This window comes from Peribacillus sp. AS_2, assembly GCF_026891895.1.
GTDB lineage: Bacteria > Bacillota > Bacilli > Bacillales > DSM-1321 > Peribacillus > Peribacillus frigoritolerans.
Map to the genome: position 1 here is coordinate 60839 of NZ_JAPTGA010000003.1, position 23706 is coordinate 84544.

Genomic DNA, 23706 nt, shown 5'->3' on the forward strand with positions numbered 1-23706 from the left:
ATCATTTATGAAACAATTCAAAATTGCAGTCATCGCAGGAGATGGCATTGGCCCTGAAGTGATTAATGAAGGCATAAAGGTATTAAAAAAAGTGGCTGAACTGGATTCAGGTTTTCAATTGGATTTCACATACTTCCCATGGGGCTGCGAATTTTATGCCGAAAATGGTAGAATGATGGATGATGATGGGATTGAAAAGCTGAAAGCTTTTGACGCAATTTATTTGGGAGCGGTCGGGTTTCCGGGCGTTCCAGACCATATTTCACTATGGGAGCTATTATTGAAAATCCGTAAAAGCTTTGATCAATATGTCAATATCCGGCCCGTGACATTGTTAAAAGGGGCACACTTGCCTCTTGTTGATGTGAAACGTGAAGATATTGATATGCTGTTCATCCGCGAAAACAGCGAGGGTGAATATTCAGGCGCTGGAGACTGGCTGTTTAAAGGGCAGGAACATGAAGTGGTTCTGCAAAACGGTGTGTTTTCCCGTAAAGGGACGGAAAGAATCATCCGTTATGCTTTTGAAACCGCGAAAAAAGAAGGCAGGTCGCTCACGAGCATCTCTAAAGCCAACGCCCTGAATTATTCCATGGTTTTCTGGGATCAAGTATTCGAAGAGGTCAGCAGGGAATATCCTGAAGTCGAAACGGCCTCATATCTTGTCGACGCAGCGGCAATGCTGATGATCAAAGACCCGAAGCGCTTTGAAGTCGTTGTCACTTCGAACCTGTTCGGTGATATTTTAACAGACTTAGGGGCTGCGCTTGCTGGAGGAATCGGCCTTGCTGCCGGTGCCAATATTAATCCCGATAGGGAATTTCCATCAATGTTCGAACCAATTCACGGCTCAGCTCCTGACATTGCCGGCAAAGGCATTGGAAACCCGCTTGCCTCCATTTGGTCAGCAAGCCAAATGCTCGACTTTTTTGGCTATGAATCACATGGTAAGATTGTTCTTGAAGCAATTGAGCAACTGTTGCTGGAAGACCGGGTGCTCACGCCTGATATGCATGGAACGGCGTCCACTTCCGAAGTGGGGGACAGGGTGACGGAAATCATTGAGTCAATCATTTTGTCCAAGGTCTGACTTGAATGGATATGGGGAACGTTCAATATTCATTGAATGGTCACCTCAATATAATGATGCATCCAGGGTGGTAAGCCAATCGTTTATACAAAATCAAGAGGCCAAGGCTTGGAAAGAAAAGCACTTGGTCTCTTAATTTTCACGAGCAAGGAACCCGGAATGGTGATTATTAATACACAGGCAAAATCACTCAAATCAATGGTATAGCTAAGAGGAGCGGTCATGATGAAAAAAGTTGAAATCGTTGTCGAAAAAAATGTGCCATGCATCATGAGGGACGGCACCGTCCTTTATGCGGATGTATACAGACCCAATTTGCCTGGGCAATTTCCTGTGTTATTGACCAGGCTTCCATACAGTAAGGACTTACCGAATTACTCCCATCGTTATTTGGACACTAATCGTATTGTTGAAAATGGGTTCGTTGTCATCATTCAGGATGTGAGAGGACGATTTCAGTCAGAAGGAGAATTTCGACCATTCAGCCAGGAAGCGGATGACGGATACGACACAGTGGAATGGGCGGCTTCACTCTCGTATTCAACAGGGAAAGTGGGCATGTTTGGCCTATCCTATTATGGATACACCCAGCTGCTTGCAGCGGAAAAAAAACCTCCACACTTAATCGCCATTTTTCCAGCAATGACGCTGAATGACCAAAGAAATGGAACGGTTTATCGTAATGGGGCTTTTGCTCTCGGCCTTTTTGAAACGTGGACATTGGAATCGATTGTACCTGATTTGCTGAAGCGAAGGTATGAAAAAAATAAGGAAAGAACTTCGGTTTTTCATAAGCTTGCTGACTCCCTCAACAATATTGAGGAATTGTATGCATATGCACCTATTAATGATTGGCCGCCATTAAAGGTTCTGGACGAAAATAACTTTTTCTTTGAACATTTGAATCACCCAATCGAAGACGAAACTTATTGGCAGAACTCAAGTATTACTGAAAAATTTGCTAGGATACAGCTGCCTGCTTTTCATTTGGGAGGTTGGTATGATTGTTTTATCGGCCCTACCCTGGAAAATTACGTTGAAATGAACAAAGTGAATGACCACCTTAGCCATACTCAAAAACTAATTATTGGACCATGGAGCCATGGACTTTTTTCTTCGAACCAGGGTGAACGCTCTTTTGGAGTTCATGCGTCCGGGGATTGGATCAACCTTGAAGAAGATATTACCGCCCTTCATATTCGCTGGTTCAATCGCTGGCTGAAAGGCATCGATAATGGTATTGAGAAGGAACCGCCCGTGAAAATATTTATAATGGGGATTAATAAATGGCGTGATGAAAATGAATGGCCGCTTGAACGGACTGAATATACGAGTTATTATTTGCACAGTAAGGGAAAGGCGAATACGAAAACAGGTGATGGGCGCTTAAGCACGGATCAGCAGGAGGGTGAAAAGACGGATTCATATATATATGATCCCCTAAACCCTGTACCGACAAAAGGTGGAGCTACACTTTTTTCCGGCCCACTTACAATGGGTCCATATGATCAGAGCGACATCGAAAAGCGGAACGACGTGCTCGTTTATACTTCAGAGCCATTGAAAGAAGCACTTGAAGTAACAGGTCCGGTTAAACTGAAGTTGTTTGCATCAACTGATGCAGCGGACACTGATTTTACTGCAAAGCTTGTGGATGAATCACCGGATGGCACAGCGATTATTTTAACCGAGGGAATCATCAATGCAAAATACCGGAACGGCCATCGTGCTGAAAAAGAACTGAATGGGGAAATCGTTGAATACGAAATTAACTTGTGGGCTACAAGCAATGTTTTTCTTCCGGGTCATCGAATCTTGCTTGAAATTTCATCAAGCAGTTTTCCACAATATGCCCCCAATCCGAATACAGGGAAATCAATGATCGAAAGCAGTGAAACGAAGACGGCCAGACAAACGATTTATCATAGCAAGGAATTTCCTTCTCGCATTCTATTGCCAATCATTCCTGCAAGTGATAACTGATTATAAAAGAAGGGAGGAGAGACTTCCTTATTTTCTGGTTTACAACATTGTCACTTGTTTTATGAGTTAAAAACAGTTCAGCTGAGGTGATTAAAACTCAGGAAACAGATGCTCAATAATATAAAAACAAATTGTAAAGTTAATAAAAGCCTTAGGATTTTCAAATCACTCGTATTAATAGGGTTAAAGGGTGAAGCGTTATGAATAAAAGCGATTGGCATAACTCTTGCAAATAACAATATGAAGGGGGGAAAGTTCATCCATTATAATAGATCCCAGGCTTAAGGAAATGACGGAACATGTTAGGCATGATCTTGTCTCTTATGTTATTTGTAAGCCAAGGAAAGGTGATTAACTATCTGCAACCTTAATTAGAAATTGATGATTAATGGTTTGAAAATTTGTAATATTATTACTTTTTGGTGTTAGTAGAGAAGCTACTGCCATTGTGAAGGTGGTAAAGGAACAAGATTTGCGTGACCCATATTTTAAGCGCTTTCACAGGCCGTTTCATTAACAGATTTATTAAGAGGGGGACTTCATTTGAAGAAAATCATTGTGCTGCTCAGCGTCATACCCGCAATTGGCTCATTATCTGTGGTTAACCGTGTTGAGCCATATATATTCGGTTTGCCTTTCATTATCTTTTGGTCCACAGCCTGGCTTATTTTGACTTCCATCTGCCTTTATATTAGCAGTGTGATCTGTGATAGACAGGAGGAGAATAAATGAACAGTTCCATATTGATCATCACCATGACTCTTGTTTTGGCTTTTTACTTAGGTATCCGCGCAAAAAAGGGGCGCGAAATGAAGCTTGACCAGTGGGCAGTCGGGGGGAGGAACTTCGGTTCGTTAATCATGTTCGTACTGATGGCGGGAGAGATGTTTTCGACTTTTGTGTTTCTTGGCGCCAGCGGAGCGGCATACCGTATGGGCGGTCCCACTATCTATATATTTTGCGCTCTTACTTACATCGTTCCTTTCTGGATTTTACCCCCAATTTGGCGCTATGCGAAAAAACATAATGTGCTGACACAATCTGACTTTTTCACAAAAAAGTATAATAGTAAACCATTGGGACTTCTGGTTGCTGTTATTGGAGTCCTATCAATGATTCCCTATATCGTATTACAATTAAAAGGCTTTCAAATCATCGTTTCCGAAGCATCATATGGGCTGATTCCACCAACGGTTGCTGTTTGGATCGGGATGCTATGCGTAACTGTTTTTGTATATGTTTCAGGTATTCACGGTTCTGCTTGGACAGCAGTATTGAAAGATATCCTCATTCTTGTCGTAATCGTGTTTTTGGGCATATATTTGCCCATACATTACTTCGGTGGAATACAACCGATGTTCGAAACTCTTGAAGCAACAAAACCGGGATTCTTATTGCTTCCGGACGAAGGATTTAGCATCTCTTGGTATATTTCCCTTTGCCTGACCATCGCATTGGGGCAATATATGTGGCCGCATTGCTTTGGAGCGAGTTTATCTTCCCAGAACGAATCGGCTCTCAGGAAAAATTCTGCCATTTTACCTCTGTATCAAATCATTCTGGTTTTCATTCTTTTTATCGGTTTTACGGCGGTTTTGCAGATACCGAATCTACAAGGTGGAGAAACAGACCTTGCCTTATTTAAAATCGCGAAAGATGCTTTCCCGCCCTGGATTGTTGGCGTTGTCGGAGCAGCAGGCATGCTTGCAGCCCTTGTACCATGTTCGATGTTAATTTTGACGGCAGCTACGATTTTATCAAAGAATATTTACAAAGCCGTTAAGCCTGACACATCGAATGAACAGCTTGCCAAACTAACCCGTATATTTGTTCCAATCGTATCATTAGTCTCCTTGATCTTTACATTCTATGGAGGCAATACGATGATTGCGTTACTGACCATGGCTTACAGTTTTGTCCTGCAAATTTTCCCTCCTTTAGTATTCAGCTTGCTTAAGAGAAATCCGGTAAGTAAAGCAGGGGCATCTGCAGGAATGATTTTAGGGGTGGTGTTGGTCGCTTACTTTACGCTGGCAGAGGCAACAATGGCCACTTTATTACCGAAGGCACCGCATTTCATACAGGATCTTGATATAGGGATCGTCGCCATTACCTTTAACGCTATCGTCATGCTGGCTGTCAGTGCTTTCACAAGAAAAGATCAACAAATGATTCAGGAAGAAGAGCCGGTTAAACGAATAATCATTTCTTGATCAAAGATGCTTGGTATGTTGAAAACGTCCCATGCGCCTTATCTTCCATGACTCTCTATATAGAACCATACAAAAGGATAGCCTTTGAGCTATCCTTTTTTGTAGTTTTCCAAGCTTTCAGTATATATTTTCGATACGTAATTAAAGGAAATGTGTTAAGTTGGACTAAAATGATTATGGGGGCAGCGATGAAATACGAAATTATATTATTTGATGTTGATGATACTTTGCTAGACTTTGGAATATCGGAAAAGAATGCGCTGCATGAAGCCTTTTTAGAGTTCGGTTTGCCAACAGGGGCGGAGGATTATGCGCGATGTTACCAAGAAATCAGTAAGGTATTATGGAGGGATTTGGAACAGGGGCATATAGATTTAACCATTCTGGGAGTGGAAAGGTTCAAGCGGTTGTTCCTGAAGCATGGGCTTGATATGGATGCGGATGCGTTCAGCCGTGCGTACCTGGGACATTTGGGAAAGGAAATACATCTTCTGCCCGGGGCTATAGAAGTTTGCGAGAAGCTTGGAGGATGCCGGCTTGCTATTATAACAAATGGCTTCACGGCAGTGCAGACAGCAAGGATCGGCGGGTCAGCCCTTTGCAGCACCTTTGAGACCTTGATAGTTTCCCAAGAGGCTGGATTTCAGAAGCCTGATAGAGGGATTTTTGATTATGCATTTTCCAAGTTAAAGATCACAGATAAATCGAAAGCGTTGATAGTGGGTGACTCCTTGACTTCAGATATACAGGGCGGCTTGAATTATGGAATGGATACATGCTGGTACAATCCCCATCAAAAGGATAATGATCTGGGAATCAAGCCCACCTATGAAATCCGGACGCTCACTGATCTTTTGGAGATTGTAGGAAGTAAACAAGTATAGGGTGGTATATGCATCGTAAAAAAACAGAGGCCGCTTGTCCGAGTGATAGGACGTGCAGCCTCTGTTATTACTCATGCAAGAGATTTTAGAATCAGTTCAAATCCAGCTTATGTGGTTTGAGCGTTTGATCCTTTTCATTTCTTCTGCTGAAATGCGGGGATAATATACAAAGCGCCAGGGAAATAGCGAGACCTGCCATCATGAATCCGCCAAATACCAATGGGGATGGGCCATATGATTCTGCCATGGCGGTCCAGATGAGCGGACCGAAACCTGCAATGGCTGCCGCGACCTGATAACCGACGGATAATCCAGTATAACGGACCTTGGCTGGAAAGAGCTCCGAGAATAATGTCCCTTGTGTGGAAAAAATGGCTCCCCAGATGACACCGAGTACAACTGCCTGCATCATGTAGAACCAGCCAACCCCACGCCCAATCATTGTGAAATATGGGATGGCCAAGACGAAAAGGAGAGTCAGGCCCCCAAAATAGATGATTTTTCGATCAATGAAATCTGAAATGTAACCAATGACAGGAATGGTAATCAGCATTGTAGCGCAGCCAATCGTTAAACCGGTAAGAGCTGAATCTTGGGAATAACCAAAATACAGCGTAGTAAAGACGAGAACATAGGACATGATGAATACATTGAAGAAGCCGTCCCCAATTTTTAGTCCGATCACTTGCAGCACACTTCTCCAATCGTGTTTCAACGTTTCAATAATGGGAACTTTCGCAAGATCGCCGCTATCTTTCTGCGCTTTAAATTCCGGCGTTTCTTCAATGCCACTCCTTACCCAAATTGCCAACCCGATCAGTACACCGCTTAAAAGGAATGGAATCCGCCAACCCCAAGATAAAAATTGGGCATCGGTTGTCAAGGAGCTGATGAGGGTTAGGCTGAACGAGCCGGCAACCAAGCCGATGGGGACCCCTAGTTGGGGAATGGATCCATATAACCCACGAACACCTTTAGGAGCAGATTCCGTTGCCAATAGGATGGCTCCGCCCCATTCACCTCCCAAGGAAATTCCTTGAATCAACCTCAGCACCACCAAGATGGCGGGGGCGGCCAACCCAACCTGGGCATAAGTGGGCAGAACACCGATTAGCATTGAACTCCCTCCCATACCAATAAGGGTGAACATGAGTGCTGCCTTCCGTCCGATGCGATCACCCATATGCCCGAACAGGATGCTGCCGATTGGACGGGCTGCATAACCAGCCCCGAATGTGACAAAGGCGAGAAGAAGTGAAATCGCAGGATCATGATTGGGAAAGAATAGCGTCGTAAAAACCAGGCCCGTTGCTGTTCCGTATAAATAGAAATCGTACCACTCAATAACGGAACCCGCTAAACTTGCGAAAAGAACTCGACTTTTTTTCATGATAAATGCTCCTTTAATGCAAAGTTTTTCATCAAAATTGTTTTCAACGATAAATAAAGCCGAAATGAACAAAAATGATGGTAAATGAATATAAGTAAAAAACTGGATTATTTAGATTATTTTAGAGGGCCTATCCATACCGGTCAATATATTTCTGACTTTTCTGAAAAAATGAAGCAAATAACTTAGCTCCCTTCACCTGTAATGGCATATAATTAATTCTAAAGTAATGGAAATAAATGATCCGATCTTCCTGGGTAAAATGACTAAGTGGATAAAAAGAAAATATGTTACTGATTAGAAAACCGAATATTTAGAAATTTTGTGTATAGAAGAGTGGCAAAGTGGAAATCATGTGGATAAGGAAATGAAAAATGAAAAAGAGGAAAGGATAAGATTTTAATAAATAATAATAATCTCCAAGTTATTTAGTATAATAGAAAAAAGGTTAAGGAGTTGGTTTCGTATGGAGAAGCAATTGCCAGGAACATCGCTTGAACCTGAAGAGATGGCTGAAATGGTTTTAAAAAAGGCCCTTAGTGATTACCGGAAAGCACAAATCGAAAAAGAAATCGATGACTCATTAAGAAATCGTGATAAGGAAGAGTTCCTACGTTTAACTGAAATATTGAAGGGCATTTCCTGAAATTTTATTCTTTGTGAACAAGACAAGTAGTTAGGATATGGAATGTATACTGAATAGCCAGCAAAGCTGATAACCATAAATATGCCGATGAAAAAACTTCATTTACCTGGAACATACTAAGTAAATAGCAATCTATAGAATTATAATATTTTACATTGTAAGCGCTTTCTTATATAATCAAATAAAGAAACGATGGAGAGAAGAGTGTAAGTGCGCTAATGGCAGGATTCACAGGTATTAGTTGCTGAAAAGTTCATGCACCGGGATAAAAACTTAAAGGGGGAAAAGTTATGAAAAAGAATGGAGTGTCTTTAGTTGAATTTGTTCAGGAGGATCGATTCGAACTCAGCTCCTACATTACTTCTTTATTTAACAAACTGAATGACTATGTTCCCAAAAGTCTTAAAGATAAAAGGTGAGTGACAATAAAAAAAGGATCAGGAAGATATGCAAGACTTACTGATCCTTTTTTTATTTTGTTTTTGGTAATCAGAATTTTAAGTAGTGCACTTAAGTAAAAGTCTCATTAATTGACAATGAGAATCGTTATCGAATAAAATGATTCAATACAAGTATATCGATTGGAGTTGTTCATATTGTTCGTTCAGATGAGAAAAATGGTGGTAAAGGAAGGTAATGCAGAACAAGTAGTAAATCGGTTCAGCGGGGAAGGGATCATAGAAAAGCAGGAAGGATTCATCGATTTAAGTGTAATGGTGAAAAAAGTGCGACGCGGGGATGAAGAGGTCATCATTATGATAAATTGGGAGTCTGAGGCGCATTGGAAGCAGTGGGAAAAGAGTGAAGCCCATATCGCAGGCCATAAAGCAAACCTAGGGAAACCAAAGCCTGAATATATCGTCAGTTCGGAAGGATCATTATATGAAGTGAAGGCGATTAAAAAGGCAGTGAAATAACTGACCTTAAACTAGCCTGTTTTAAATTTCGTTCAAATAAATAACTGGGTGGAATATCGCATTTCTCAATCATCTTGTTAGCATAAGGATACGGAATGGTTAACATTCACATATAATAGCTTACCTTCACTAAAATTCAGGCTCCCATTATGGGTGCCTCTTTTTGTTGATGAAATGTCGGGATAGGTTATGTAATTCTAAGTCTGTTGATATAGTAAAATATCATTTATTTTCATTGAAATGGAGACATTCATGGAAATGTAAAGAAAAGGGGAGCAGGAAGGTAGTCTGAAAAGTTTACATATATGAAAAACTAGGGATATTATTGTTAGCTGGAATTCCTATGATAAAGTCAATTGAGTTTAGGAATATTAATATATCAAAATACCACTATCGATATCAATATAGTATTGGTCAGTTTTTAAAACCGCTGAAGATGTTTTTTTATTAAATAATTCAGCACATTTCCATATTTATCAATGTTTTGAAATGTGAAGAAGAGAGAATATTTCAAAAAATACAAAAAAAGTGTTTACAGGGAAAATTTTTCATTGTAGTATTTCCTTATAAAGTAAATGAAATCGATTTCATCCCGAATCAAGGTTATGTACAGGCTATAAATTAAGGGGGAGTGGTTTGGTCCTTACTTTTTCTTAAGGTAGACCCTAATAATAAATGAAATCGATTTCATTCGCAGAATATATTCTTGAATATTAGGATTGAGCTAGAAAATTTATTGATAAATCCTAAAAAAACATGGAAGGATTTCTTCCATAGTCAAATGAAATCGATTTCATTGACGGCGATGGTTATACTGGCTTGATGATCTAACAAAATACTTTATTTTAAGGAGGAAAAAACATGTCTTCAGTAACACATGAGGTGAAAAAATTAAAAAACTATATAAATGGTAAGTGGATTGAGTCCACTTCAAAGGAAACGGAAATTGTATTCAACCCTGCAACTGGTGAGGCAATTGCCGAGGTGCCACTTTCAACTAGGGAAGATGTGAATCGTGCGGTTGAAGTGGCGGATGAGGCTTTTAAAAAGTGGTCGCAGGTCGCTGTCCCGAAACGGGCTCGAATATTGTTCAAATATCAACAGCTCCTTGTGGAAAATTGGGAAGAACTTGCTAAGCTGGTCACTATCGAAAATGGTAAAAGCCTATCGGAATCGATGGGTGAAGTACAGCGGGGCATCGAGTGTGTCGAGTTTGCGGCGGGGGCACCTACGCTGATGATGGGCAAGCAACTTCCGGATATCGCGACAAACATTGAATCGGGTATGTACCGTTACCCAATCGGTGTAATCGGCGGCATCACCCCATTTAACTTTCCAATGATGGTTCCTTGCTGGATGTTCCCGCTTGCAATCGCATGTGGCAATACATTTGTGTTAAAGCCATCTGAACGTACACCTTTGCTTGCAGCACGCATTGTGGAACTGTTTGAGGAAGCAGGTCTTCCTAAAGGAGTACTGAACATCGTTAATGGAGCACATGACGTGGTTAATGGTCTTCTGGAGCATGAAGATGTGAAAGCTATCTCCTTCGTCGGTTCACAGCCAGTGGCAGAATATGTGTATAAAACAGGCACGGCTAACTTGAAGCGCGTCCAAGCTCTTGCGGGAGCGAAGAATCACTCGATTGTCTTGAAAGATGCCAATCTTGATATGACGGCCAAGGAAATAACAAGTGCGGCTTTTGGGTCGGCCGGTGAGCGTTGCATGGCCGCTGCGGTTGTTGTCGTAGAAGAAAGTATAGCGGACGAGTTAGTTGAAAAATTGAAACAGGCAGCTGATGCCATTACAATCGGGAATGGTCTGGATGACGGCGTTTTTCTAGGACCTGTGATCCGGGAAGGAGCTAAGAAGAAGACTATTGATTACATCGAATCAGGTATAGCTCAGGGCGCGACCCTAGTACGCGATGGCCGTAAAGATGAGGCAGCAAGCGGTAATGGATATTACCTAGGGGCTACGATTTTTGATCATGTGACACAGGAAATGAAAATCTGGCAAGATGAAATTTTTGCACCAGTGCTCTCCGTTGTCCGTGCCAAAGATTTAACGGAAGCCGTTGAGATAGCCAATGCTTCAGCACTGGCTAACGGGGCTTGCCTTTATACGGACAGTGCAGCTGATGTACGCCAATTCCGTGAAACGATACATGCCGGGATGTTGGGCATTAACGTGGGTGTTCCTGCACCGATGGCATTCTTCCCATTCTCTGGATATAAAGATTCATTCTATGGTGATCTTCATGCAAATGGAACCGACGGTGTGGAGTTCTATACACGTAAAAAAATGGTGACTGCACGCTACGTGAAATAAGTGAAACGAAAAAGCCTTGCAAGATGGCCCGTTTGGATACGGGCCGGATTTTTTGAAAACTAAGGAGGTACATATGAGTAAACTGCTTCAAAAACCGGTAAAAAAAGAGGTCGCTGAAGGTGTTACAGTCGTTCAAGCAGTAACGAAAGGAAATTCTCCTTTAGAATTTGTTGAATTCAAAATAGTGGAGTTGGCTCCTTGTGCTGAGTATACGGAATTGTTGAATAAAACGGAATGCTGCATTGTCGCTCTTACGGGAAAAATCAATGTGGCTGTTGGCGAAAATGTATACCATGATTTAGGCACACGCGATAGTGTATTTGATAAAGTGCCGACTGATAGCATTTACGTGTCAAATGATAGAGGCTTCAAATTGGAAGCGATAACCAAGGCCAGAGTGGCGCTGTGTTATTCGCCTTCTGATAAGCAACTTCCGACTAAATGGATTAAAGCGGGGGATGTTGACGTGGAACATAGGGGCATTTTGAGCAATAAGCGGATGGTGCATAATATATTACCGGATTCAGCTCCGTATGCGAATAGCCTTCTGGTGGTTGAAGTATATACAGAAAGCGGAAACTGGTCGAGCTATCCTCCGCATAAACATGATCAGGATAACTTACCAAATGAGTCGTTATTGGAAGAGTCCTATTATCATGAAATGAACCCGCCTCAAGGATTCGTTTTTCAGCGAGTATATACAGATGACCGTTCGATTGATGAGACCATGTCGGTTGAAAACGGCGATGTCGTACTTGTACCGGCCGGTTATCATCCGGTAGGCGTACCTGACGGTTATGAATCCTATTATTTGAATGTTATGGCCGGTCCGACAAGGACATGGAAATTTTTCAATGATCCCGATCACGAGTGGATCCTGAATCGTTAAAGGAAAGGAGCTGTTAACCGGATGAACTATACATTTAATATCGATAAGGAATTTGACTTGATTGCCATTGGCCGTGCCTGCATCGACTTGAATGCCAATGAATATAACCGTCCGATGGAAGAGACCATGACATTCACAAAATACGTGGGCGGTTCACCTGCCAATGTTGCCATCGGAAGTGCAAAATTAGGCTTGAAAGTCGGATTCATCGGTAAGCTTTCGGATGATCAGCACGGCCGTTTCATCGAGAGTTATATGCGTGGGGCAGGTGTTGATACATCGAATATGGTAATCGATCAAGAAGGGCATAAAACGGGACTGGCCTTCACGGAAATTAAAAGTCCTGAAGAATGCAGTATCCTGATGTATCGGGATGATGTAGCCGACCTTCATTTAGCACCTTCGGAAGTGCATGAAGAATATATCAAAAAATCAAAGATTCTATTGGTTTCAGGAACGGCTTTAGCAAAAAGTCCATCACGTGAGGCGGTTTTAAAAGCAGTCAGCCTTGCGAAAAGAAATGATGTAAAAGTCATATTTGAATTGGATTACCGTCCCTATACATGGAATTCCATTGAAGAAACCTCCGTTTACTATTCGTTAGTCGCAGAGCAATCAGACATTTTGATTGGCACACGTGATGAATATGATGTAATGGAAAATACCGAAAAAGGTACAAATGAAAGGACCGTCCGTTACTTGTTTGAACATTCCGCAGACCTGGTCGTCATCAAACACGGCGTCGAGGGTTCATATGCCTATGCCAAATCAGGAGAAGTATTTAAAGCGAAGTCCTATAAGACGAAAGTATTGAAAACATTCGGCGCAGGGGATTCATATGCTTCCGCTTTCTTATATGCGTTAGTTTGCGGCAAAGGGATTGAAAGCGCTTTGAAGTTTGGCAGTGCTTCCGCTTCCATAGTTGTAAGCAAGCACAGTTCATCTGAGGCGATGCCTGTTGCAGAAGAAATAGAGGATTTGATTGCCGAACGCGTGTAAGGAATGTATCTACATAGAGGGGTGAACAGAAGATGGGAACAGTGAGGTTGACTACAGCCCAGGCTTTGATCAAGTTTTTAAATCAGCAGTACATTCATGTTGATGGTGAAGAGTCTCCGTTTGTAGAAGGGATATTTAATGTATTCGGCCATGGGAATGTAGTTGGTATCGGTCAGGCACTCGAACAGGACGCTGGCCACTTGAAAGTGATTCAAGGAAAGAATGAGCAAGGGATGGCACACGCTGCAATCGCCTACAGCCGGGAAATGCTAAGAAGGAAAATTTATGCCGTCACTACATCTGCCGGGCCAGGCTCGGCAAACTTGATAGCGGCAGCGGGGACGGCACTCGCTAACAATATTCCTGTCCTCTTACTTCCTGCTGATACATTTGCGACACGTCAGCCGGATCCGGTTCTTCAGCAACTTGAGCATGAGCATAGTACGGCGATCACAACTAATGACGCTTTTCTGGCAGTATCAAGATATTGGGATCGCGTCACTCGCCCTGAGCAGCTCATGTCCAGTCTGATCCGGGCCTTCGAGGTCATGACCGATCCCGGGAAAGCCGGGCCAGCGACGATATGCATCTCACAGGACGTAGAAGGGGAAGCATTCGATTTCGATGAACATTTTTTTGAAAAACGCGTCCATTATTTAGATCGGAAAGTTCCGGTAGAACGTGAACTGCAAGGAGCTGCCGAGAGAATTAGAGCAAGTAAGAAGCCGATCATCATCGTCGGTGGCGGAGCAAGATATTCCGGGGCTCGGGATATTTTGATGAAGCTGGCAGAAAAGCATAACATTCCACTTGTGGAAACACAGGCAGGTAAATCGACGGTGGAATCATCTTTTCCTAAGAATTTGGGCGGTGTCGGCATTCTCGGTACGATGGCTGCCAATAAGGCTGCCCGCCAGGCAGATCTCGTAATTGGTGTCGGGACCCGCTATACGGACTTTACGACGTCTTCCAAAACTGCATTTGATTTTGAAAGGACAAAGTTCTTGAACATTAACGTCAGCCGCCTTCAAACCTATAAATTAGATGGATTTCAGGTCGTCGCTGATGCAAAAGTGGCGCTTGAGAACCTTGAAGCGTTACTAGTAGGCTATGAAACCGAATATGGGGAGATGCTTGGAGATTGGAAGGAGGAGTGGCTTTCCGAACGGACCCGTTTAAGTCAAGTCACTTTCAGCCGTGAAAATTTCATGCCTGAAATCAAAAGCCAGTTTTCACAGCAAGTCTTGAATGAATACTCGGATGCATTAAAAACTGAATTGGCACAATCCACTGCGATGATCGCAATAAACGATACGGTCGATCAGGAAAGTGTGGTGGTCGGTTCAGCCGGATCACTTCCGGGTGACTTGCAGCGCCTCTGGCATTCAAGCGTGCCAAATACGTACCATCTTGAATATGGATTCTCCTGCATGGGGTACGAAATTGCAGGAACTTTAGGAGCTAAGCTTGCCCATCCAGACCGGGAAGTCTATGCAATAGTAGGGGATGGCAGTTTTCTGATGCTCCATTCGGAATTGATTACAGCCATTCAATATAATCATAAAATCAACATTTTATTGTTTGATAATTCTGGATTTGGCTGCATCAATAATCTGCAAATGGAGAATGGCAGCGGAACATATTGCTGTGAGTTCAGAACACATGATAACCAAATCATGAATATTGATTACGCAAAAGTAGCCGAAGGGTATGGAGCCAAAACTTATCGGGCCAATACTGTCGATGAGCTGAAAGCTGCATTGGAGGATGCAAAGAAACAGTCGGCATCTACATTAATAGAAATGAAGGTTCTGCCGAAAACGATGACGGATGGGTATGACTCCTGGTGGAATGTTGGCGTGGCAGAGGTCTCTGAACGGAAAAGTATACAAAGGGCATATGAAGCGAGACAAGAAAAATTAAAAATGGCCAAGCAATATTAAAAGGGGGAAGTCGGAAAATGCAGGAGATTTCGTGGGGGATTGCCCCAATTGGCTGGCGTAATGATGACATACCGGAAATCGGAGCTGAAAACACCTTATCCCACCTTTTAAGCGATATTGTCGTGGCGGGATTTCAGGGGACCGAAGTAGGAGGTTTCTTCCCGGAACCGGAGGTCCTGAATAAAGAGCTGAAGCTTCGGAACTTAAAAATAGCCGGTCAGTGGTTCAGCAGTTTCATCATCCGTGATGGCATCGACAAAGCAGAACAGGATTTCCATGAACACTGCAAATATTTACAGGCTGTCGGTGGAGATGTAGCGGTAGTATCCGAACAGACTTACAGTATCCAAGGCGAAAGGTACGATGTATTTAAGGAAAAGCCCCGCTTTACTGAAGAAGAATGGGGAATATTGTGTACGGGCCTGAATCGGTTAGGGGATATTGCAGGACTTTACAACTTAAAACTGGTGTATCACCACCACATGGGGACGGGCGTCCAGACACTGAGTGAAATTGACCGCCTTATGGAAAATACCGAAAAGAAAGTGCAACTGTTATATGATACTGGACATATTTATGTATCGGATAACGATTGCATGTCCCTTCTGCAAAAGCATATCAACCGCATTGGGCACGTTCATTTCAAGGATGTGAGGCATAGCGTGCTGGAGCAGTGCAGAAAAGTTGGAAAATCATTTCAAGAATCTTTTTTAGCCGGAATGTTCACGGTGCCTGGTGACGGCTGCATTGACTTTGTAGAAGCTTACCATACATTACTGGAAAATCATTATAAAGGCTGGATTGTAGTAGAGGCGGAACAAGATCCGTCCGTTGCCCATCCATTGGAATACGCATTAATCGCTCGCAAGTATATAAATGAAAGGCTGCTCCTAGTTCAAGATTAAAAACGGGAAAGAAGTGATTAATTTGAATAATGATGGAAATCAAATGGCATTCTTACGCAAGATTATTATTATCTCGACGTTAGGCGGTCTTTTGTTCGGATATGATACAGGTGTCATTAATGGTGCCTTGCCCTTCATGTCCGAAGCGGATCAACTTAACCTCAATTCACTTACGCAAGGACTTGTTGCCAGTTCACTTCTTTTAGGCGCGGCACTTGGAGCTTTTCTGGGAGGCAGGCTTTCGGATTATGCGGGCCGCCGAAAAAACATTCTTTTTCTTTCGGTACTTTTTTTCTTTTCAACTGTTGGATGTACGTTTGCACCGAGTGTTACGGTCATGATTGCCTGCCGTTTTCTACTCGGCATTGCGGTAGGCGGTGCGTCAGTAACCGTTCCTACTTATTTGGCGGAAATGTCTCCAGCTGAACGACGCGGCCGGATCGTCACCCAAAATGAATTAATGATTGTTAGCGGACAGCTGCTTGCATTCATCTTCAATGCCATTCTTGGGACAACGATGGGTGACAGTTCACATGTTTGGCGTTACATGCTGGCAATAGCCTCACTTCCAGCCATACTTCTTTTCTTTGGCATGATCAGGTTGCCTGAAAGTCCAAGGTGGCTTGTGTCCAAGAACAAAAGTGAAGAGGCTCTGAAGGTTTTGAAAAGAATACGTAAAATGGATGAGGCAGAATCGGAATTTCAGGGAATCAAAGCGACATTCGATGAGGAAAACCATGTTAAAAAAGCGACATATAAGGATTTGACCGTCCCATGGATACGGAGAATCGTCTTTCTTGGAATCGGGATTGCCATCGTTCAGCAAATAACGGGCGTTAATTCCATCATGTACTATGGCACCCAAATTTTAAAAGATGCAGGGTTTGAGACAAAAGCTGCTTTGATCGGGAATATTGCAAACGGTATCATTTCCGTTTTGGCAACACTTTTAGGTATTTGGCTGCTTGGTAAAATCGGGCGCCGTCCAATGCTCTTAACCGGTTTGATAGGTACTACGACCACATTGCTATTGATTGGCGTCTTATCTTCCCTTCTTGAAGGGACGGCTGCACTTCCCTATATCATTTTGACCTTGACTGTCACTTTCCTTGCCTTTCAGCAGGGGGCCATTTCACCGGTTACCTGGTTGATGCTTTCAGAGATCTTCCCGCTTCAAGTTCGTGGGCTCGGTATGGGTGTCACCGTATTTTTCCTTTGGGTCGTGAACTTTCTAATCGGCTTAACATTCCCGGTTTTACTAGATAAAGTCGGATTGTCTACCACATTTTATATCTTTTTCGCTTTTGGCATCATGGCTATCACCTTTGTGAAAAAATGTTTACCTGAAACGAGAGGACTTACACTTGAACAGCTTGAACAGAACTTCCGCAATCATGGAAAAGAACCTGCAAAGGAAATGACAAAAATAATTTAAGAGTTATAGAGTAATGAACCAGATATGCATAAAAGGAGGAATATGATCATGACATTAAATTTTGGTGTAATAGGAACGGGTGCCATCGGCCGGGAGCATATTAAAAGAATCACAGACAAATTATCCGGAGGGAAAATTGTGGCTGTAACCGATGTGAATGAAGAGGCGGCAAGGCAGGTCGTAAAACAATATGGACTTGAGGCACTTGTATATCCGGATGACAAATCACTGGTAAACTCGGAAAATGTCGATGCAGTGCTTGTTACGAGTTGGGGGCCTGCCCATGAGCAAAATGTATTGAATGCGATTGAGGCTGGCAAATATGTGTTCTGTGAAAAGCCACTGGCGACAACGGCGGAAGGCTGCAGGAGAATTGCAGAAGCGGAAATGAAACACGGGAAGCGTTTGGTGCAGGTTGGTTTTATGCGACGTTATGATAGCGGTTACGTACAACTGAAAGAAGCCATTGATAGAAATGAAATTGGCGAGCCGCTTATGGTCCGCTGTGTACACCGAAATCCAGAAGTGGACGAAAAATATACGACGCAAATGGCGGTCGTTGATACATTGATTCATGAGATTGATGTATTACATTGGTTAATCAGCGATGATTACAAATCAGTTCAAGTCATTTACCCGAAGAAAGCAAGCCGCGCGCATGCTAACTTAAAAGATCCCCAACTTATCATAATGGAAACGAAGAGTGGAATTGTCATCCAAGCTGAAGTATTCGTGAATTGTAAATATGGATATGATATCCAATGTGAAGTCATTGGTGAGGACGGTGTTGCATATCTCCCTGAACCAGCGAGCATCGTGACAAGGAAAGGCGCTAAACGGAGCACGGATATCTTGGTAGATTGGAAGGACCGTTTTAGGGATGCATATGACATAGAATTACAGGATTTCATAGATTCTATTATAAAGACAGGTCAGCCGAATGGTCCGACTTCATGGGATGGATACATTGCTGCTGTAACAGCTGATGCTTGTGTAAAAGCACAGGAGTCCGGACAGAAAGAATCCGTTGACCTTGAAGAGAAGCCAGTTTTTTATACGGGAAAAATTACTGTTCAGTGAACGTAATTATGCAATGAACAAAAAAAATTATAGGGGGAAAGACCAATGAAACTAGCTTTGGATCCTACGATGTATGCCAATTTATCATTAAAAGAAATGGTCGATAAAACAGCGGAACTAGGCTATGAATATATCGAACTGTCACCGAGGGAAGATTTTTGTCCATTCTATAAATATCCTAAAGTGGATAAGGAACAGATTAAAAATTTGAAACGCTGGTGCAGTGACGCAGGTGTGAAGATATCATCCTTGCTTCCGCTTTACTACTGGGCCGGTCCTGATGAGGACCGGCGCCAGGCCGCAGTCCGTAATTGGAAACGCGCCATTGAAGTGGCAGTGGAATTGGATGTTAACTTGATGAATAGTGAATTTAACGGATCTAAATTCAATGAAGTTATCTGTGAAGAGAAATTCATTAAATCAATGGATGAACTCCTTCCGGTATTTGAAAGGGAAGGCGTTAAACTTAATTTGCAGGCACACCCATTCGATTTCATCGAAACGCATGAGGGAGCTATGGATATGATCCGTGCCCTTGATCGTCCGTGGATCAACCTAGTATATTCAACAGCACATACATTTTTCTATGATGATGGCAAAGGCGATATTGCCCCTATGTTCGATTCTGCCGGGGATCGCCTGCAACATGTCTTGTTTGCTGATACATTCAATCATAAAGCGTCCAACGGACTCCGTTATATCGTCAATCCTCCAGGTGTCGAGGCAACCGTCCATCAGCATTTGAACATCGGCGAAGCCGAAGTTGACTTTGATACGATCTTCAAAAAACTGAAAGAAATGAATTTTGACGGCATCGCGACAAATGCAGTATTTGCTTGGATCGACAAAGCAGACTGGTCAAGTAAGCTTATGCTTCAAAAAATGAGAGACGGATTGGGTTTAGCAGAAAGAATTGGAGGCTGACAGAATGAAACTTTGTTTCAACCAAGCGACCACACTTGAAAATTCCAACTTGGTCAAAGATCTCAAACACTGTGAAAAACACGGTTACGATTATATCGAAATCCGTACCATGGATAAATTGCCTGAGTATTTGGAAGAGCACACAATTGAAGAACTGGCCGGATTTTTTAATGCAAATCATATTAAGCCACTTGCCTTCAACGCGCTCGTATTCTTTAATAACCGCGATGAAGACGGCCATAAGGCGATAATAGCCGAATTTAAGAATATGATGATCATGGCGGAGAAATTGGGTGTGAAATATGTGGTGGCGGTTCCGCTTGTAACGGAAGCAAAAATATTGAAAGAAGATATTAAAAACAGCTGTGTGAAAGTATTGGCTGAGCTTTCCGAGATTGCTGAACCATTTGGCGTTAAAATTGCAGTGGAATTTGTCGGGCATCCGCAATGTACTGTGAATACATTCGGTCAGGCATACGATATCGTTGAAACAGTCAACCGTGATAATGTTGGTTTGGTGCTGGACTGTTTTCACTTCCATGCTATGGGTTCCAGTTTGGAAGACTTGAAGAAAGCGGATGGGGAGAAAATCTTCATTTTACACATTGATGATACAGAGGATTTTCCGATTGGTTTTTTGACGGATGAAGACCGAGTATGGCCTGGACATGGTTCCATAGATTTAGATAGCATATTATCCATCTTGAAGGGAATTGGTTATTCTGACGTCGCCTCTGTGGAATTGTTCCGTCCAGAATATTATGAACTAGATGCTGAAGAAGCCATTAAGACCGCAAAAGAGACGACAATTCAAGTTATTTCGAAGTACTTTGCACTACAGAATGTATGAGTGGATCTAAATAAACTCGGGAATAAGGGGGTGATGGAATAATGCCTTTAGTAGCAATGAGTGAGATGCTTTTAAAAGCAAAAGCAGAAAGGTATGCTGTGGGTCAATATAATATTAATGGTCTGGAATTCGCCCAGTCTTTTTTACAGGCTGCCAATGAGGAACGAGCGCCGATCATACTTGCGGCATCGGACAGGCTTGTTGATTATCTTGGCGGATTTAAAACGATTGCTGCTATGGTAAAAAGCCTTATGGAAGAAATGGACATTACGGTTCCGGTTGCCCTTCATCTTGATCATGGAATGGATGTGGAACGCTGCAAGAAAGCGATAGATGCGGGTTTTACATCAGTCATGATCGATGGTTCCCATCATCCAATAGATGTAAATATTGAAATCACCAAAAGGGTTGTCGACTATGCCCAAAAGATTGGCGTTTCCGTTGAGGCGGAAGTGGGGACAGTCGGTGGGACGGAAGATGGCCTTGTCGGCGGTATTCAATATGCAGATCCCCATGATTGCACGAGGATTGTAAAAGAAACAGAAATTGATGCACTAGCGGCTGCTTTGGGTTCCGTTCATGGCCCATATCAAGGAGAACCTAAACTCGGTTTTGAGGAAATGGAATTAATTTCGAACATGACGAATGTGCCTCTCGTCTTACATGGAGGCTCAGGTATACCGCTGCACCAAATCAAAAAAACAATTGAACTTGGACACGCTAAAATAAATGTCAATACCGAAAGCATACAAGTGTGGGCAAAAATCATTCGGGAAGTATTGGCCGTTGAAGGAACAGTATATGAGCCACGCGCCATTATCACACCAGCGAAAGAAGCTATCATCTCCGTCGTGAAGAGAAAAATGGCAGAGTTCAATACAAGTGGAAAGGCTTAAGAATGAAAAGGTGTTCCCGATTACGCTGCGGGCACCTTTTTGTACATTCACTTTTTTTCATGAGATGCCATTGCTGAAAGATAGTTCGCTGGTTAGGGGAAGTGTTGCAATGACTTTGTTACATAACGCACGTAATAGACTTTTATTTTTAGTGCTCTCATTTATTTTTTGGTTTTCTAATTTCATTTATATTCCCATTTTGTCTCCTTACCTTGAGACGATTGGAGGGGATTATACATATATCGGCATGGTATTAGGCAGTTATGGGCTAATGCAATTTCTCTTCAGGCTTCCGTTCGGAATCCTATCCGACCTAATAAAAGTAAGAAAACCTTTTATTATATTTGGAATGGTCGTAAGTACATTGAGCTCCGTGACATTTGCATGGGCCGATAGTTTAGGCTGGATCCTTTTGGCCCGCTCGTTAGCTGGAATTGCCGCCGCCACCTGGGTAGCCTTCACCATTTTATTTTCCAGCTATTTTTCAGAACGTGATCTTCACCGAGCGATGGGAAGTATCTCGTTAGCTGTGGTTCTGGCACAGCTGCTTGGAATGGTGGTCAGCGGGTACATTGTCGATCAATGGGGATGGCACGCACCTTTTTGGGGAGGCGGGATCATCGGTTTCGTTGGTATCGTCCTTTCGCTTTTTATTTACGAATCAAACGAGGATTTTCAGAAAGAGCCCATTCAATTGAAAGAACTGTTATCAGTCATGCTTGAACCAGGGCTTTTAAAAGTATCATTTCTATCCATTCTCGCACATGGCATCATCTTCTCGACAATGTTCGGGTTCACCCCGACATTTGCTTTAAAGCTTGGTCTCCAGACTGATGAGATCAGCATGGTCATCTTTTCATTCATGATTCCTCATGCTATTGCCACCATGCTTAGCGGGAAGTTATTCGTACCATTATTCGGACAATGGAAGTTACTGAAACTAGCTTTTGCTCTAACGGCCATTTTTACAGCATGTACGCCATTAGCAGAAACAAAAGAGCTGCTTTTTCTGATTCAAGGATTGAATGGATTCTCATTAGGCACTCTTTTTCCCTTGTTTTTAGGAATGGCGGTAGAGGCGATTTCCCTTGAAAAAAGGGCAACGGCCATGGGGGCGTATCAAGCAATCTACGCGATTGGTATGTTCGCTGGACCTTTCATTGCAGGAATATTGATCTTTCATTTAGGTATTTCTTCAGGATTTTATTTCGCGGGGTCATTAGGTTTAACCGCTTTATTATTTATGATTGTATGGAGTCACCTTGAAAGGAAAGCAATAAAACATAATTTGAAATTGAACTAAGCGATGTGAAAGCGATGCTAGTTTAATAGAGGAGGAGCACTTATGAAGGTTGGTTTAGTTACTGATATTTTAGGTTACATGCCATTTGAAGAGATGCTGGATTCGTGTGTGGATCAGGGAATAGAGACACTGGAGCTAGGATGCGGGAATTGGTCGAAGGCTCCACATCTCGATCTCGATGGACTTCTTGGCAATGCGGCAAAACGAAAGCAATTTTTAAATGAATTGAAAGTAAGGGGGATTAGCATTGCAGCGTTGAATTGTTCTGGCAATCAGCTTGATCCATCAGATGAAGGAGCCATGCATAAAGCCGTTGTTAATAAGACCTTTCAGCTAGCTGGGCTTTTAGGTGTTGAAACGGTTGTCATGATGTCGGGGTGTCCTGGCGGCGGACCAAGTGACAGGACGCCAAATTGGCTGACACATCCCATTTTGCCCTCACACTTTGAGATGCTTGATTGGCAGTGGAATGAAGTGGCATTCCCTTATTGGGAAAAAGCTGTGACAACGGCAAAACAAAACGGGGTTAGAAAGGTAGCCATCGAAAATCTAGGCTGCAATTTAGTTTACAATCCTGAAACACTCTTTTAATTGAGGCATGAAGTTGGTAATACGGTCGGAATGAATTTTGATCCGAGTCATTTATTTTGGATGGGCGGTGACCCCATCGCAGCATTAAGGAATTTAGGAAGCGCTGTTTATCATATTCATGCAAAGGATGTCCGCTTGGAAAGAGGGATATATGATGTCCAGGGATTGATTGATGTGAAACCGATGAACCAATATGCAGGTAGATCATGGAATTATGTTGCACTCGGGTATGGGCACGACAGTGGCTGGTGGAAGGAGTTTTTTACTATCGTTAAAATGATTGGTTATGAAGGGCCCATCGTTCTCGAAATGGAAGATTTGACAATGGAACCACTAACGGGCGTGAAAAAATCCATGAATGTTTTGAAAGAAACATTGCCTAGGGAATTCGATGTTTTAACATGAAGTCTAAATTACTTTATAATGGACTTAATGAA

The 23706-nt window shown here is 42.6% G+C and carries 19 protein-coding genes and 1 pseudogene; 19 read left to right on the plus strand and 1 reads right to left on the minus strand.

All coding sequences use genetic code 11. The annotated features are described in order from the left end of the window. Nucleotides 1-7 precede the first annotated feature (7 nt). The 5 genes from OTG27_RS05895 (at nt 8) to OTG27_RS05915 (ending at nt 6170) form a co-directional block, all read left to right on the plus strand. On the plus strand, nt 8-1090 hold the full coding sequence (locus OTG27_RS05895) for a tartrate dehydrogenase (RefSeq protein WP_268590760.1): 1083 nt from the start codon (nt 8-10) through the stop codon (nt 1088-1090). A 222-nt stretch (nt 1091-1312) separates the two neighbouring features. Then, nucleotides 1313-3073, plus strand: a complete 1761-nt coding sequence (locus tag OTG27_RS05900) for a CocE/NonD family hydrolase (protein ID WP_268936481.1) — start codon at nt 1313-1315, stop codon at nt 3071-3073. A gap of 543 nt (nt 3074-3616) precedes the next feature. After that, complete coding sequence (locus tag OTG27_RS05905) at nt 3617-3805, plus strand: DUF3311 domain-containing protein (protein WP_063596649.1); 189 nt, start codon at nt 3617-3619, stop codon at nt 3803-3805. Then, entirely contained in the window at nt 3802-5286 is a 1485-nt protein-coding gene (locus OTG27_RS05910) for a sodium:solute symporter family protein (RefSeq protein ID WP_268936482.1), read from the plus strand. Before OTG27_RS05905 ends, OTG27_RS05910 begins: the two co-directional genes overlap by 4 nt. 188 nt (nt 5287-5474) lie before the next feature. After that, a complete protein-coding gene (locus OTG27_RS05915) occupies nt 5475-6170 on the plus strand; it encodes a YjjG family noncanonical pyrimidine nucleotidase (protein WP_268936484.1) in 696 nt (231 codons plus the stop codon). A gap of 91 nt (nt 6171-6261) precedes the next feature. Here the strand turns inward: OTG27_RS05915 and OTG27_RS05920 are convergent, their stop codons facing one another. Further along, nucleotides 6262-7560, minus strand: a complete 1299-nt coding sequence (locus OTG27_RS05920) for an MFS transporter (RefSeq protein ID WP_268936485.1) — start codon at nt 7558-7560, stop codon at nt 6262-6264. 466 nt (nt 7561-8026) lie between these two features. Between OTG27_RS05920 and OTG27_RS05925 the strand changes: the two genes are divergently transcribed. The 14 genes and pseudogenes from OTG27_RS05925 to OTG27_RS05990 all read left to right on the plus strand — a co-directional run bounded on the left by OTG27_RS05925 (nt 8027) and on the right by OTG27_RS05990 (nt 23674). Beyond that, on the plus strand, nt 8027-8206 hold the full coding sequence (locus OTG27_RS05925; RefSeq protein ID WP_034315231.1) for an IDEAL domain-containing protein: 180 nt from the start codon (nt 8027-8029) through the stop codon (nt 8204-8206). A 596-nt stretch (nt 8207-8802) separates the two neighbouring features. Beyond that, on the plus strand, nt 8803-9123 hold the full coding sequence (locus OTG27_RS05930; protein WP_268936486.1) for an antibiotic biosynthesis monooxygenase family protein: 321 nt from the start codon (nt 8803-8805) through the stop codon (nt 9121-9123). Between the two features lie 861 nt (nt 9124-9984). After that, on the plus strand, nt 9985-11454 hold the full coding sequence (locus tag OTG27_RS05935) for a CoA-acylating methylmalonate-semialdehyde dehydrogenase (protein WP_063577288.1): 1470 nt from the start codon (nt 9985-9987) through the stop codon (nt 11452-11454). Between the two features lie 73 nt (nt 11455-11527). Continuing rightward, on the plus strand, nt 11528-12343 hold the full coding sequence (gene iolB, locus OTG27_RS05940; RefSeq protein ID WP_063577287.1) for a 5-deoxy-glucuronate isomerase: 816 nt from the start codon (nt 11528-11530) through the stop codon (nt 12341-12343). A gap of 21 nt (nt 12344-12364) precedes the next feature. Then, nucleotides 12365-13342 carry a 5-dehydro-2-deoxygluconokinase gene (gene iolC / locus OTG27_RS05945; RefSeq protein ID WP_268936487.1) on the plus strand — a complete coding sequence of 326 codons (978 nt, stop codon included), beginning with the start codon at nt 12365-12367 and terminating at the stop codon, nt 13340-13342. A gap of 32 nt (nt 13343-13374) precedes the next feature. Continuing rightward, on the plus strand, nt 13375-15285 hold the full coding sequence (gene iolD, locus OTG27_RS05950) for a 3D-(3,5/4)-trihydroxycyclohexane-1,2-dione acylhydrolase (decyclizing) (RefSeq protein WP_268936488.1): 1911 nt from the start codon (nt 13375-13377) through the stop codon (nt 15283-15285). A 17-nt stretch (nt 15286-15302) separates the two neighbouring features. Further along, the gene (iolE, locus tag OTG27_RS05955) at nt 15303-16190 is read left to right on the plus strand and encodes a myo-inosose-2 dehydratase (protein WP_063577284.1); all 888 of its coding nucleotides are present in this window, start codon (nt 15303-15305) and stop codon (nt 16188-16190) included. A 22-nt stretch (nt 16191-16212) separates the two neighbouring features. Next, a complete protein-coding gene (locus tag OTG27_RS05960) occupies nt 16213-17625 on the plus strand; it encodes a sugar porter family MFS transporter (protein WP_268936489.1) in 1413 nt (470 codons plus the stop codon). A gap of 48 nt (nt 17626-17673) precedes the next feature. Next, nucleotides 17674-18705 carry a bifunctional inositol 2-dehydrogenase/D-chiro-inositol 1-dehydrogenase gene (iolG, locus tag OTG27_RS05965; protein WP_268936490.1) on the plus strand — a complete coding sequence of 344 codons (1032 nt, stop codon included), beginning with the start codon at nt 17674-17676 and terminating at the stop codon, nt 18703-18705. A gap of 45 nt (nt 18706-18750) precedes the next feature. Next, nucleotides 18751-19629, plus strand: coding sequence for a sugar phosphate isomerase/epimerase family protein (locus OTG27_RS05970; protein WP_268936491.1), 879 nt, complete (start codon nt 18751-18753; stop codon nt 19627-19629). A gap of 4 nt (nt 19630-19633) precedes the next feature. Beyond that, nucleotides 19634-20479: a 2-keto-myo-inositol isomerase gene (gene iolI / locus OTG27_RS05975; protein ID WP_268936492.1), complete on the plus strand. Its 846-nt coding sequence runs from the start codon at nt 19634-19636 to the stop codon at nt 20477-20479. Between the two features lie 41 nt (nt 20480-20520). Next, nucleotides 20521-21375, plus strand: a complete 855-nt coding sequence (fba, locus tag OTG27_RS05980; protein ID WP_268936493.1) for a class II fructose-1,6-bisphosphate aldolase — start codon at nt 20521-20523, stop codon at nt 21373-21375. A 109-nt stretch (nt 21376-21484) separates the two neighbouring features. Further along, the gene (locus OTG27_RS05985) at nt 21485-22678 is read left to right on the plus strand and encodes an MFS transporter (RefSeq protein WP_268936494.1); all 1194 of its coding nucleotides are present in this window, start codon (nt 21485-21487) and stop codon (nt 22676-22678) included. Between the two features lie 42 nt (nt 22679-22720). Further along, nucleotides 22721-23674: pseudogene (locus tag OTG27_RS05990) on the plus strand (sugar phosphate isomerase/epimerase family protein). The last annotated feature ends 32 nt before the right edge of the window (nt 23675-23706 follow it).

Bases quoted from the DNA above. Each gene is read 5' to 3' on its own strand.
- OTG27_RS05895 (WP_268590760.1), top strand. From the start codon at position 8: ATGAAACAATTCAAAATTGCAGTCATCGCAGGAGATGGCATTGGCCCT.
- OTG27_RS05900 (WP_268936481.1), top strand. From the start codon at position 1,313: ATGATGAAAAAAGTTGAAATCGTTGTCGAAAAAAATGTGCCATGCATC.
- OTG27_RS05910 (WP_268936482.1), top strand. From the start codon at position 3,802: ATGAACAGTTCCATATTGATCATCACCATGACTCTTGTTTTGGCTTTT.
- OTG27_RS05915 (WP_268936484.1), top strand. From the start codon at position 5,475: ATGAAATACGAAATTATATTATTTGATGTTGATGATACTTTGCTAGAC.
- OTG27_RS05920 (WP_268936485.1), bottom strand. From the start codon at position 7,560: ATGAAAAAAAGTCGAGTTCTTTTCGCAAGTTTAGCGGGTTCCGTTATT.
- OTG27_RS05925 (WP_034315231.1), top strand. From the start codon at position 8,027: ATGGAGAAGCAATTGCCAGGAACATCGCTTGAACCTGAAGAGATGGCT.
- OTG27_RS05935 (WP_063577288.1), top strand. From the start codon at position 9,985: ATGTCTTCAGTAACACATGAGGTGAAAAAATTAAAAAACTATATAAAT.
- iolB (WP_063577287.1), top strand. From the start codon at position 11,528: ATGAGTAAACTGCTTCAAAAACCGGTAAAAAAAGAGGTCGCTGAAGGT.
- iolC (WP_268936487.1), top strand. From the start codon at position 12,365: ATGAACTATACATTTAATATCGATAAGGAATTTGACTTGATTGCCATT.
- iolD (WP_268936488.1), top strand. From the start codon at position 13,375: ATGGGAACAGTGAGGTTGACTACAGCCCAGGCTTTGATCAAGTTTTTA.
- iolE (WP_063577284.1), top strand. From the start codon at position 15,303: ATGCAGGAGATTTCGTGGGGGATTGCCCCAATTGGCTGGCGTAATGAT.
- iolG (WP_268936490.1), top strand. From the start codon at position 17,674: ATGACATTAAATTTTGGTGTAATAGGAACGGGTGCCATCGGCCGGGAG.
- OTG27_RS05970 (WP_268936491.1), top strand. From the start codon at position 18,751: ATGAAACTAGCTTTGGATCCTACGATGTATGCCAATTTATCATTAAAA.
- iolI (WP_268936492.1), top strand. From the start codon at position 19,634: ATGAAACTTTGTTTCAACCAAGCGACCACACTTGAAAATTCCAACTTG.
- fba (WP_268936493.1), top strand. From the start codon at position 20,521: ATGCCTTTAGTAGCAATGAGTGAGATGCTTTTAAAAGCAAAAGCAGAA.
- OTG27_RS05985 (WP_268936494.1), top strand. From the start codon at position 21,485: ATGACTTTGTTACATAACGCACGTAATAGACTTTTATTTTTAGTGCTC.